This is a genomic window from Alteromonas sp. MB-3u-76 (assembly GCF_002831605.1).
Lineage (GTDB): Bacteria > Pseudomonadota > Gammaproteobacteria > Enterobacterales > Alteromonadaceae > Alteromonas > Alteromonas hispanica.
Map to the genome: position 1 here is coordinate 1,089,283 of NZ_CP025115.1, position 12,418 is coordinate 1,101,700.

9 protein-coding genes and 1 pseudogene are annotated in these 12,418 nt (G+C 42.9%); 8 read left to right on the plus strand and 2 right to left on the minus strand.

The annotated features are described in order from the left end of the window. The first annotated feature begins 3 nt into the window (after positions 1 to 3). Genes CW735_RS04920 through flgL form a run of 4 tightly spaced genes read left to right on the plus strand, consistent with a single transcriptional unit; the run spans position 4 to position 5,376 of the window. Entirely contained in the window at positions 4 to 1,119 is a 1,116-nt protein-coding gene (locus CW735_RS04920; RefSeq protein WP_071981255.1) for a flagellar basal body P-ring protein FlgI, read from the plus strand. A 12-nt stretch (positions 1,120 to 1,131) separates the two neighbouring features. Next, on the plus strand, positions 1,132 to 2,088 hold the full coding sequence (flgJ, locus tag CW735_RS04925; protein WP_100971153.1) for a flagellar assembly peptidoglycan hydrolase FlgJ: 957 nt from the start codon (positions 1,132 to 1,134) through the stop codon (positions 2,086 to 2,088). A gap of 14 nt (positions 2,089 to 2,102) precedes the next feature. After that, entirely contained in the window at positions 2,103 to 4,145 is a 2,043-nt protein-coding gene (gene flgK, locus CW735_RS04930; protein WP_100971155.1) for a flagellar hook-associated protein FlgK, read from the plus strand. 7 nt (positions 4,146 to 4,152) lie between these two features. Continuing rightward, entirely contained in the window at positions 4,153 to 5,376 is a 1,224-nt protein-coding gene (flgL, locus tag CW735_RS04935; RefSeq protein WP_100971157.1) for a flagellar hook-associated protein FlgL, read from the plus strand. A 111-nt stretch (positions 5,377 to 5,487) separates the two neighbouring features. Here the strand turns inward: flgL and CW735_RS04940 are convergent, their stop codons facing one another. Next, complete coding sequence (locus CW735_RS04940; RefSeq protein ID WP_100971159.1) at positions 5,488 to 6,471, minus strand: hypothetical protein; 984 nt, start codon at positions 6,469 to 6,471, stop codon at positions 5,488 to 5,490. A gap of 241 nt (positions 6,472 to 6,712) precedes the next feature. Between CW735_RS04940 and CW735_RS04945 the strand changes: the two genes are divergently transcribed. Further along, a complete protein-coding gene (locus CW735_RS04945) occupies positions 6,713 to 7,534 on the plus strand; it encodes a flagellin N-terminal helical domain-containing protein (protein ID WP_100971161.1) in 822 nt (273 codons plus the stop codon). Positions 7,535 to 7,705: 171 nt separating this feature from the next. Here CW735_RS04945 and CW735_RS04950 read toward each other — a convergent pair. Beyond that, positions 7,706 to 8,649: pseudogene (locus tag CW735_RS04950) on the minus strand (IS30 family transposase). Positions 8,650 to 9,481: 832 nt separating this feature from the next. On the opposite strand from CW735_RS04950, the gene CW735_RS04955 reads away from it, so the two are divergent. The 3 genes from CW735_RS04955 to CW735_RS04965 all read left to right on the plus strand — a co-directional run bounded on the left by CW735_RS04955 (position 9,482) and on the right by CW735_RS04965 (position 12,411). Beyond that, positions 9,482 to 10,306, plus strand: coding sequence for a flagellin N-terminal helical domain-containing protein (locus tag CW735_RS04955; protein WP_100971163.1), 825 nt, complete (start codon positions 9,482 to 9,484; stop codon positions 10,304 to 10,306). 721 nt (positions 10,307 to 11,027) lie between these two features. Further along, a complete protein-coding gene (locus tag CW735_RS04960) occupies positions 11,028 to 11,849 on the plus strand; it encodes a flagellin N-terminal helical domain-containing protein (protein WP_100971165.1) in 822 nt (273 codons plus the stop codon). Positions 11,850 to 11,943: 94 nt separating this feature from the next. Further along, the gene (locus CW735_RS04965) at positions 11,944 to 12,411 is read left to right on the plus strand and encodes a flagellar protein FlaG (protein WP_100971167.1); all 468 of its coding nucleotides are present in this window, start codon (positions 11,944 to 11,946) and stop codon (positions 12,409 to 12,411) included. The last annotated feature ends 7 nt before the right edge of the window (positions 12,412 to 12,418 follow it).

Genomic DNA, 12,418 nt, shown 5'->3' on the forward strand with positions numbered 1-12,418 from the left:
GTTATGCGCTCTTTAGTGGTTCTCATTATTGCATTATGTCTTTCAGGTCTTTCAGGCGCGGCGAGTGCGCAAAGAATAAAAGACGTTGCGTCTATCCAAGGCGTCCGTTCTAACCAGCTTATTGGCTACGGCTTGGTTGTAGGACTTCCAGGTACCGGTGAGCAGAACCCGTTTACCGAGCAAAGCTTTAGAACGATGCTGGCTAATTTTGGAATTAGGATGGACCCTAATATTCGGCCAAACGTCCGAAATGTTGCGGCCGTTGCAGTACACGCGGAGCTTCCCGCATTTAGTAAGCCAGGCCAAACCATTGACGTGACAGTGTCGTCAGTGGGTGAAGCGAAAAGCCTTCAAGGCGGCTCTTTATTACAAACATTTCTTCGCGGTGTAAATGGCGAAGTCTATGCGGTAGCGCAGGGTAGCCTTGTGGTTAGCGGCTTTGGTGCCGAGGGTGGAGACGGTTCACGAATTGTCGTAAATACGCCAACCGTTGGACGAATCCCAAACGGCGCAATGGTGGAGCGAGCAGTTCCAAGTGGTTTTGCCAACGGTGATTCATTAACACTCAACTTACATTACCCTGATTTCACTACGGCTAAGTCTTTGGCAGACACAATTAACGAGCGTTTAGGCGCAAGCCCTGAAAGTGGGTACGTTATTGCTACTCCCATTGATGCTGCATCGGTAAGAGTAACAGCCCCTCGCGATGCCGGTCAGAGAGTTGGCTTTTTAGCCACATTAGAAAACTTCGAGTTCACACCAGCAGATGCTCCTGCCCGCGTGGTGATAAATAGCCGTACGGGAACCATCGTCATTGGCAGTGAAGTCAGGCTTTTACCAGCGGCTATTACACATGGCGGGCTTACTGTAACTATTTCTGAAAATCAGCAAGTAGCTCAGCCTAATGCATTTGCCGACGGCGAGACAGCAGTTACCACACAGTCCATTGTAGACGTAGATTTAGCGGATAGTCGCATGTTTAAGTTTGAACCTGGGGTAACGCTTGATCAGCTAGTGCGAGCGGTTAATGAAGTAGGCGCAGCGCCGGGCGACTTAATGGCAATCCTAGAAGCATTAAGACAAGCCGGCGCGTTGCGCGGTGAACTGATTATCATTTAAGGGTAATAGCTAATGGATTCACTCAGTACGAAAGGCCAGCTAGATATGGCTCGCAACGTTCACGACATGGGCAGTATCAATAAGATGCGCGAAGCCATTGCGTCGGGCGATGAAACTGTTTTGCAAGAAGCAGCAGAACAGTTTGAAGCGATTTTTGTACAGATGATGCTTAAGTCGATGCGTAAGGCGCAAGATGCGCTAGCTGATGAAGACAGCCCATTCAATTCTCAGCAGGTAAAGTTCTACCGTGATATGCACGACCAGCAGTTAGCCACCGACCTTACCGCAAACGGCGGTATGGGATTAGCAGATGTAATTGTAAAACAATTAGGGCGCACTGAAGATAGCTACACGCCAGCAAGCGTTATCCGTAGTGATGGCAACCTTTCATCGCTGAATACAGATAGAGCAAAATTTGTTGCACATGCGCAAGATATAGCCCTAGATTCGCACTCAGTAGGTACAAAGAGCGCACATAAAGATGCGATGTTTGACAGTCCTGAGCAGTTTGTAAAGTCGCTAATGCCTCATGCGGAAAAAATAGCAGCAAAGTATGGTTTAGATGCAAAAGCCATTGTGTCTCAAGCTGCAGTTGAGACTGGCTGGGGAAAATTTGTTATCCATTTGGCAGACGGTAAAAGCTCGCACAACCTTTTTGGAATAAAAGCGAGCAGCGATTGGAAAGGCGAGCAAGCCGTTGTTGATACCCTTGAATTTAATGGTTTGGTACCGCAAAAGCAAAAAGCGGCATTCAGATCATACGAGTCTATAGGGGAGGCAATGGACGACTACGGTAGATTTATTGCCAGCCAACCACGTTACAGTGATGCGGTGAAAACTGGTCACAACGCACAAGGGTATACAAAAGCGCTGCAAGAAGCAGGTTACGCTACGGATCCGCAATACGCGGATAAGATTATGGCTGTTTATAACAGCGATCGACTTAACAACCTCGTACCGCCGAAATAAGGGAGATAAAACATATGAGTTCAGTAGATTTATTTTCCCTTGCCACTAGCGGTGTTAATGCTAGCGGAAAGCTGCTGCAAACAACCAGTAATAACATTGCAAATGTCAACACACCTGGCTATGTTCGCGAGCGCACTGAGCTAAATAACAGTCAAGTTTTTGGTGTTGAAATTGGAAACACAGAGCGAGTTATTAATGTCTTTGCGCAAAGTCAGCTACGCAGAGATATTACTGCGGTAGGCGAACTAGAGGCGTTTTCTTCAAAAACTTCAGCAATCGATACTCTCCTTGCTGGAGATGCTAATTCAATTTCGAAAGGCTTGAGTGAATACTTTTCAGCACTGCAAACTGCTGCTGATGATCCAACAAATTTAGCATCTCGAGAGCAAGTATTGGGCAAATCTGAATCTCTACTTCAGCGTATGAGAACACTTTCCGATTACATGATTGAAAAAGAGGAAGAGCTAAATCTAGAGTTCACGTCTTTAGTAAACAGAGCAAATACCCTAATTGGCAATATTGGCGACCTGAATAGGAACATTGTAATTGCCAACGGAAACAGTACAAGCGACCAACCCAGCGCGCTTCTTAACGAACGCGATAAGGCAGTTGATGAGTTATCATCAATAATAGGGATTAATGTAAAAGAGAGTCAATCGCAAAACGGTGCTATAACAATTAATCTCACCTCAGGAGAATCGCTGGTACTAGAGGATGGTGCGTTCAATTTATTCGAAGTCAATACGGATGCAGATTTATCGTTAAAGCAGTTAACTCTTGAGACTAATTTTGGTTCTCAGACCAAAGGCGATGCCTCTTTGCGAGTACAAGAAAGTGACTTAGGCGGAGCCTTAGGCGGCCTGTTCAAATACAGAAATGAAGTGCTTGGGCCAACGATGCGTGATGTAGGGCAATTATCCGTAGCGTTTGCTGACTCGATGAACCAACAAAATAAACTTGGTATGGACCTAGATGGCCAGTTGGGTGGCAATATTTTTGATATTCCTACATTCAGAGGCTTAGCATATGAAGACACTAATGGTGATTATATTGTCACTGCACAAGTCACCGAGGGAATGGGCTCGCAATTAACGGATGCAGATTACAAGGTTGAAGTAACAGCGGTATCGGCTGGTGTCCCTTCAGAAATTGAAATCACGCTGTTAAACGCTGACGGTACGCCAAAGAAAGATGGCTCAGGCAACGATGTCGTATTTTCCAATTTTGCAGTGTCATCGGGCTTTAATGAGCTACCTGGTGGAATAGAAGTAGATTTCTCAGGAACTTCTAGTTACACGGTTGGCAACGAGTTCTTGATTCAACCTACGAAAACTATTGCGTCAAAAATCGACTTTAACACTACTCGACCTGAGGATCTTGCGTTCGCTACACCCATTCGCGGCCAAGCCGATAATACAAACCTCGGAGATGCCAATGTTGTTAATGTTTCGGTGAACAATACAGAGGTTGGAACTTCGGCATTCGACGGTGCAGGTGGATTACTTAACACCGCGCCCGCGCAGATTCGGTTTACCGCGGTGGATTCCTACGACGTAATTGATGGCACAGGTTCTGTAGTAGCATCGGTGTCGGGCATTTCTGATTTAAACAACCTTATAGGCCAAGCTGGAATAACTCCTGCGCCTGGTTTTGATATAAGTTTAGATGGCGTGCCAAGAGCAGGGGATAGCTTTTCGATAGAGTACAACACTGATGGATTTAACGATAACAGCAACGCATTAAATTTAGCAGCACTACAAAACGAAAACCTTGTTCAGGTAAGTAGCGAGGCAACAAATACACAGCGAACCTTTCAAGATGCCTACGCCTCTATGGTAGGAAGAATTGGTGAAGATGCATCTATGGCAAAAGTGTCGCTAGCTTCTGCAGAGGCTATGCAAGTGCAATCAGAAAACTGGTTTCAGTCTGTCTCTGGGGTAAGTTTAGATGAAGAAGCCGCTAACTTAATAAAGTATCAGCAAAGCTATGCCGCTGCAGCCCGCATTCTCACCACAGCACAAGAGCTTTTTAACACCATATTACAGTCTGCGAGGTAGTTAAAAAATGCGCATTTCTACAAACCAAATTTATGATCAAAATATCCGCTCTATCATGAATAATCAGGGAGAGCTATCTAAGACCCAAGAGCAGTTGGCGTCGGGAAATCGTATCATTACACCCAGTGATGACCCTGTAGGTGCTGCGAAGGTGCTTCGCTTGACGGAAGAAATTGATGAACTTACTCAGTTTCAACGAAATAATGACTTGGTGACTGGTTCTCTTGAACAACAAGAAGCTGTGCTTACCAATATTACAAACTCAATTAACAGAGCTCGAACCCTTATTGTTCAATCTGGTAATGGTATTTTAGCCGATCCTGATAAGCGAGCTATTGGCGCTGAGTTAGAGCAAATAAAGTTAGAAGTGTTTGATTTAATGAACACACAAGATGCTGATGGTAATTACCTATACGCAGGATACCAATCTGGAAATCAGGCATTTACATTTAATCCAGCGGCTAACGGAAACGCAATATCCTTTTCAGGAGATGCTGGTGTGAGTTTCATTCAGTTATCGAATAGCTCTAAAATCCAATCAACAAGTAATGGGTATGAAGTATTTGAAAATGTACTTTCTCGTTTCAAGTTTTCTGTAACCGGCAATTCTGTTACGAGCTTAGAAAGCGCCTCGGTGAAAGAGCAGGGTACCTTTGATACGTTTTTTGATAAGAATTATGACCCTGTAACACCCGCAAATAATAATTATCGCGTTAATTTTTTAGCTAGTGGGCAAGCAGAGCTCGTTAATCAAGGGACTGGAGCCGTGGTGGATACAGTTGGTTTTACCTCTGGTCAGCCCTTTACCATAAAAGGCATGGAATTTAATGCCACTGCTGTGCCAGGCAATAACATAGATTTCTCACTCGATACGCCAGAAAAGAAAAGTATGGCACAGTCTATCCATGAAATTCAGGAAATCCTGCTTGATAGCACAATCGATAATAGCGCTTTACAAGAATCGATAGCAGATGCGCTTGTTGGGCTAGATAATGGTCTTGAGAGGTTGTCTCTTGAAAGAGCATCAATTGGTAGTCGTTTGAATATTGCACAATCATCCTACGAGACGAATCTCGACATGGAAATAGCCGCAAAAGCATCGCGCTCTTCAATTCAAGATGTTGATTACGCGGAAGCGTCTTCTGAGTTTGCTAAGCAAGAAACTGCACTTAATGCAGCGCTAGCTACTTTCCCTAAAGTGAGTAATCTATCGCTGTTTAACTTCATCTAGCGAGAACCAACATTCTAAGCAAAATTCACTAAGTGATAAATCAATAGCTATATAGTTAAATAACGTAAAAGTTATACTTGTTTAGGCAATTTGCCTGGTTTCTAACCATCGTCATTTTGTAATATTCAGTGATTTAACTCCGCGCAACTTTGCGAGATAAACGCGTGATTGCCCATCAATATGACTAGAATAATATGAGGCATAAAGAATATCGTCGTTAATAACCAACCCTGGATAGCTAGTGTCTCCACTGCTTGGCAGAGTGAGTAACTCTGACAATGTTTTTGTTTTAGTATCAAAATGCCAGAGTCTTGTAGAAAAACTTTCACTATCCCAATCGACGTGTCTTCCGGCAACCAAAAAATTTCCGTTTTCCAGCTTTGCCGCTGCCGGACCTCCAATATAAACTCCTAAATCATGCCATTCCCATTCAGAATAGGGAGGTTGAGAAAATCCAAATTGTGCACTGAAAGTATCTGCATCGCGTCGTAAAAAAACATTGGCGTTTCCTTGACCGTCGAATAACAGCGCGCTCTCGTTGGGATAGCCTTTTCCGGATTTTTCTAAGCCAAACACATTTTCTCTATAGCAATGCATAGAGTTATCAAGATTACCCCTGTATAGGCTGATTGATTCAGCTGCTCGGTTGTAGGCAAAGCCGTAAAAATATGACTTATACCTATCACAATTCCAAATCCACCAAGCATCATCTCCAAAGTGATTAGGGGCAGACCAGGTCTTACCATTTGTAGAGCTATAACTCACCATGTGGCGAGAGATACTTCCGTTGTCTAGCAAGGTTTTTGCGTAAGCGGTGATGAAAAGGCATTCTCCATCAAACGAGAACTTGGGATCTCGTAGGTCACTTCCTGGTATTTGCAATTCTTTTAGGGTGTTAGACGTCATGGATTTTTTATCAATCTCGCACAACACTATTTTACCGTTAGGGCTGACATGCGTATCTGCTTCTCTGTAAACGCAAAGTAATGATGAAGATGTACCATCAAACGGGTTTTCACATAAATCTGTAAATGCTGCGTGTTCGGCTGAGCGCGATATGCGTTTTATATTTTTTGTTTTCAAGCTATTTATCACATCGATTCTCTTATCAATACTCTCTGATTTATATTGTTAAAACCATAGCATTGACGGCAACTAATTTCCCCCTACCGGCAATAATCGTAATTTTTTCTAAAGGGAATTCACATAGTGTCGATACAGTTTGTGAGAGAGCCAGTTCATCAATTACCCCTCAGGTGTTGATGGCTACTAAAACAAAAATTTCGGTTAATCCGATTGCCAGCGGTTGCTGGATTAAAAAAGTAGGAGAGACAACATGTCTTTATTTGTCAATACCAACGTGTCTTCATTAAACGCGCAGCGTCAGCTGTTTGATGTGGGTAACTCTTTAAATACGTCTTTTGAACGACTATCGTCAGGTTTCCGCATTAACAGCGCTGCAGATGATGCTGCAGGTCTTCAGATTTCTGATAGGCTAACGTCGCAAATTCAAGGTTTGGACCAAGCTCGCCGCAATGCAAATGACGGGGTGTCTGTAGCTCAAACTGCCGAGGGCGCATTGTCAGAGACTACTAATGCGCTACAACGTATTCGTACCTTGGCCATTCAAGCGCAAAATGGCATCAACAGCACTGCTGACAGAGTGGCTTTAAACGAGGAAGTTACTGCTCTTAAAGAAGAAATATCGCGTATTGGAACAGATACCGAATTTGGTGGTTTAACCATATTGAGTGGTAGTTTTAGCGCTAGCTTTTTAGTGGGTGCAAACGAAGATCAGACGATTGATGTTTCAATTGGGGGCGGGACTGGTTTTGGTGCTGCCGGCCTAGCGATAGGTAGCGATGTAACGACTGAAGATAACGCTTCTACACTTATGGGGCAGGTCGACGCGGCTATATCTAGAATCGGTTCGACCAGAGCTGAACTTGGTGCGATTCAAAATAGATTCCAGTCCACAATCCGAAATCTAGGCAATATTTCTGAGAACGTATCTGCGGCACGTGCACAAATTAGAGATACAGATTTCGCTGCTGAGACTGCTAATTTGACCAGAAATCAGATTATTCAGCAAGCAAGTACAACAGTGTTGTCTCAGGCTAATCAGCGTCCACAGGCAGCATTACAGCTTTTAGGATAAGCATTTTTAGCTATCGATTATGGCGAGGATGAAGCCAGGGGGTAGTGACCTAATTCTTGTTATCTAGCTAAAAGCCAGCAAGTTGAAATTAATTTACTTGCTGGCTTTTTTAATAAAGTTTGAAGATATTACTTAGCGCGAATTCAAGTCCGAAGTGCACCACCTACTAAATTAGGCTGCTCTACGTAATTCGTTAAAGATGACCGCAGGTTGTTTATAACCAAGGCACTTCCTTGGTCTCAAGTTAAGAGCAGGTTGCGCAATCTGCTCATCTGTTACTGTACTTAGGTCTTTGCCTTTGCTGATGTACTGCCGCAGTAACCCGTTAAAGTTCTCATTTAAACCTCGCTCCCAAGACGAATAGGGATTGGCGAAGTAGACGCTTGTTTTCAGCTTTTCAGCAACCAGCTCGTGACCACAAAATTCCGTGCCGTTGTCTGCGGTAATAGTGTGCACATGCCTGCGATAGCGCCATAACATACCAATCACTGCACGACTGACCTCCGCTGCGCTCTTCACAGGCACCTTACCAATTAAAATCAACTTACTTTTTCGCTCAACCAAACTCACAATCGCACCCGTTCCATTTTTCCCTAATACAGTATCGGCTTCCCAATGACCAAATCGTCTCTTTCTATCAACGACGGCAGATCTATGCTCTATACCAACGCGGTTCGGGATAATCACGCGTGTCGCGCGACTGCCTTTTCGGTACTTACGTCGGCCATGACGCAGCTGTTTGTGTAACTTGCCTCCCGATAATTTATCGCGTTGCACATAGCCGTAAATCCACTCGTGGCTCACTGGGTGACCGATAAGTTTACCCACACCTGATATTTGCTCGGGACTCCACTTTTCATTCAGCCCCAAATCGACAAAGACAATAGTTAGTGCTGATACACGATATTTTGCTGCACCTCGCCGTCGCTTTACCGTTTTTCATTGCGCAACCTCTGAAAGGTAGTGTGTACCACGAAATCTATTACGCCGAATCTCTCGACTAGTTGTACTGTGGCTCACTTCAAACGATTTCCAATTTCTCGGTAACGGAACCCCTCGCCTAAGTAGGCTGCTACCTGGTATCGTTGTCCCTTGGTCAACTGCTTGTAACTCATGGTAACTACTCTTGTTTCTTGGCGATTACAGAGTACCACCAATAGGCAGTTTATCTCTTCTCACCATTTAACCAAGAGTGGTGCACTTATTATCTGAATTCGGGAGTACACATTTCATTAGTTTTTCTCCTAGAAACTCAATAAATTTTTCAGTTGGCTGTTTATCATCTGAGGGCTTCATGAATATAAGTTCAAATTTTATCATCAGTCCAACGGTCGCATGGGTTAACTATGCTCCAAGTTCTTTATTTTTTTCTTGCTCACTTCTATTTAATGCTCCTGTTTTCTCATTAAGTTTCTGAAAAATAGTGCTTTTATTGATTATCAAAAAAGTTTTACTCAGTGCAAAAAAAGACTAAAGGAAAATTGATAATAGGACGATAACTATTACAGGGAGAGATAAAAAACGTTTTTACTTTCCAAGTGTTAATAACAACATTATTAGGGCATTAAAAAAGACTTTATATGTGTAATGTATAAAAAGTAGATTTAATTAAAGGTTTTTAAAATCAGTATTTTGAGATAGAAAAGTGCAGTTTAAAAATTTCTAAAGTAATTGTTTTTTAATGTCGATAAATAGGAGTGCTTGCTAGACGGTTGGAGCTGCTAACTGGCGAGAGTGAAGCCAGGAGGTAGTGAGAGGTTTGATGTCTGAAGACACAAGCTCACCAGTTAGCAAAGAGAACTTTATTCTCTATTCAGTAAGTTCTATTGGTAGTGTGCCAATAGAGCATCAGTTTAATCTGACATTATATTAAGGCAAGAGTCATACCAAAAAATTATGCATAACAATAAGAATAGCGTAATTACCATAAACAGTTAGGAGAAGAAAATGAGTTTATTCGTAAATACTAATGTGTCGTCACTAAACGCTCAGCGCCAGTTGTTTACAACAGGTAATAATCTAAGTACGGCTTTTGAGAGGCTGTCATCAGGTTTCCGTATCAATAGTGCAGCAGATGATGCCGCTGGTTTGCAGATTTCTGATAGGCTAACAACGCAGATCCAGGGGCTGGATCAGGCTCAGCGTAATGCTAATGACGGTATATCACTAGCACAAACAGCGGAAGGGGCACTACAGGAGAGTACAAATGCGCTACAACGTATCCGTACTCTGGCTATTCAAGCGCAAAATGGTATTAACAGCACTGCTGACAGAGTGGCATTGAACGAGGAAGTTACCGCGCTTAAAGAGGAAATATCGCGTATTGGGACAGATACCGAATTTGGTGGTTTAACCATATTGAGTGGAAGTTTTAGCGCAAGCTTCTTAGTAGGTGCAAACGAAGGTCAGACGATTGATGTTTCAATTGGGGGCGGTACTGGCTTTGGCGTCACTGGCCTGGCGATAACTGGCGATGTAACAAATGAAGATAACGCCTCTACACTTATGGGGCAAGTCGACGCGGCTATATCTAGAATCGGTTCGACCAGAGCTGAACTTGGTGCGATTCAAAATAGGTTTCAATCTACAATAAGAAATCTTGCAAACATTTCGGAAAATGTTTCAGCGGCAAGATCGCGTATCAGAGACACTGACTTTGCCGCTGAGACGGCAGAATTGACCCGCAACCAGATATTGCAGCAAGCTACCACAACAATCTTGTCTCAGGCTAATCAGCGCCCACAAGCTGCATTGTCTCTATTAGGTGGTTAATAGGGCAGAGTTCTTGGAATAACTGAATAAATTGAGAGGCCATTCCCTATTGAAAATGGCGGCCATAGAGGCCGCCATCATACAAAGAGGCCTACAAACAGTAATTAGAAGCGTTGGTTGAGAGGCCAGTTCATCCTAATAAATATGTGTTCGTAGACTGAAACAGCATTTGCTCAATCTCCTAACTAGAGCAAGTTGGCCGAGGCTTTTTGTCTCGGCTTTTTTTTATTGTTGCCGGAACCCCTGCCAAAAGCAATTGTAGATAAGCATAACCGCTCCATATGAAATTAAGCAGCTTTTGTACCAATGTGTAACTTTGAATTATGGGATTACATTATTTATCTGAAAGGTGAATTCTACCTTCAAAGCTATATTCATGGCTTATCATGCTCAAACACCCAAGTTAACGCGATATGCTCTCTTGATGGCGATAGTGGGACGCTAGACAAATAATCACGTTCTTTTCATCAAATATCTCTTTTCTGATAATTATTGATATAAAAACCTTGCAAATAAACCTTATAAAATCAATATGATGATAATCAAGTGTAAAAAACAATGAAAAAATACTAAAGAAGTTCAGAATGCTGTCGATAACTTTGTTGAGGGGTAATTCAATTTACTTTTGAATAGGGGTTGTACCGGAGTAGTGACCGATTCAACTCGAACTGAAAGGATCTTGCCGAGCTAAGTAGCGCGTCAGATCGCCAGGAGGTAATTTATGTCTTTATTTGTAAACACAAATGCGTCGTCATTAAATGCACAACGTCAGTTATTTGACGTAAGCAACTCGTTAAGTACATCATTTGAACGTTTATCGTCAGGTTTCCGTATCAACAGCGCCGCAGATGATTCTGCGGGTCTCCAGATTTCGGATAGACTAACGTCTCAAATTCAAGGTTTGGACCAGGCTCGTCGCAATGCCAATGACGGAGTGTCTGTAGCTCAAACCGCTGAGGGAGCATTATCAGAGACTACGAACGCACTGCAGCGAATTCGTACTTTAGCGGTGCAAGCGCAAAACGGAATTAATAGTACTTCTGATAGGAATGCCTTAAACGAAGAAGTTACAGCTCTGAAAGAAGAAATATCGCGCATTAGTACAGATACCGAATTTGGTGGTTTAACCATATTGAGTGGAAGTTTCAGTGCTAGCTTCTTGGTGGGTGCCAACGAAGGTCAGACTATTGATGTTTCAATTGGTGGCGGGACTGGTTTTGGCGTTACCGATCTAGCGATAACTGGCGACGTAACAACTGAAGATAATGCATCGGCACTTATGGGGCAGGTTGACAGTGCTATATCTAGGATTGGTTCGACCAGAGCAGAGCTTGGTGCGATTCAAAATAGATTCCAGTCCACAATCCGAAATCTAGGTAGTATCTCTGAAAATGTGTCCGCTGCGCGTGCACAAATCAGAGACACAGATTTCGCATCAGAAACGGCAAACTTAACAAGAAACCAAATCATTCAGCAGGCATCTCTTTCTGTTTTGAGTCAGGCAAATCAGCGCCCTCAGGCAGCGTTGTCTTTACTCGGTTAAGTATACTTTTGGCAACTATACTTAATGTTGAAAAGCAAGGGGTGTTTACTAAAATGTAAGCGCCCTTTTTGTCATTTAAGAAGAGAGGTCGTTGATGGACATTCAAAATACTCAAGGTGGTCAGGTTTTTGCTACTGCTTTACCCGTCAAAGGTGAAATGTCATTGCAATCGCCACAGGTTCAGCAAAGCGAAGTCAGTAACAGTAATGAGATAAGTTCACAGTCTGTGCCTTTAAATACAGAAAACCTAAGAAACGTAACACAAGATTTACCTCAAGTTATCCAAGGTACGACCGATATAAAGAATAACTTAGAAGACGATAGTCAATTGGGTAATGCTATATCTCGTGTGGAGTCGTTTTTACAGGGACAAAATCGCAACTTATCGTTTTCTATAGACGAAAACACTAAGCGGTCAGTAGTAACTGTGCTTGATTCTGATTCCGGAGATGTTATTAGACAGATACCTTCAGAGGAAATACTGATGCTTGCAGAGCGTATCCAGAATTTGCAGCAGGATATCGGAAGTAGTGTTGGAGTGTTCATAAACAATAAAGTTTAGTAAAAGG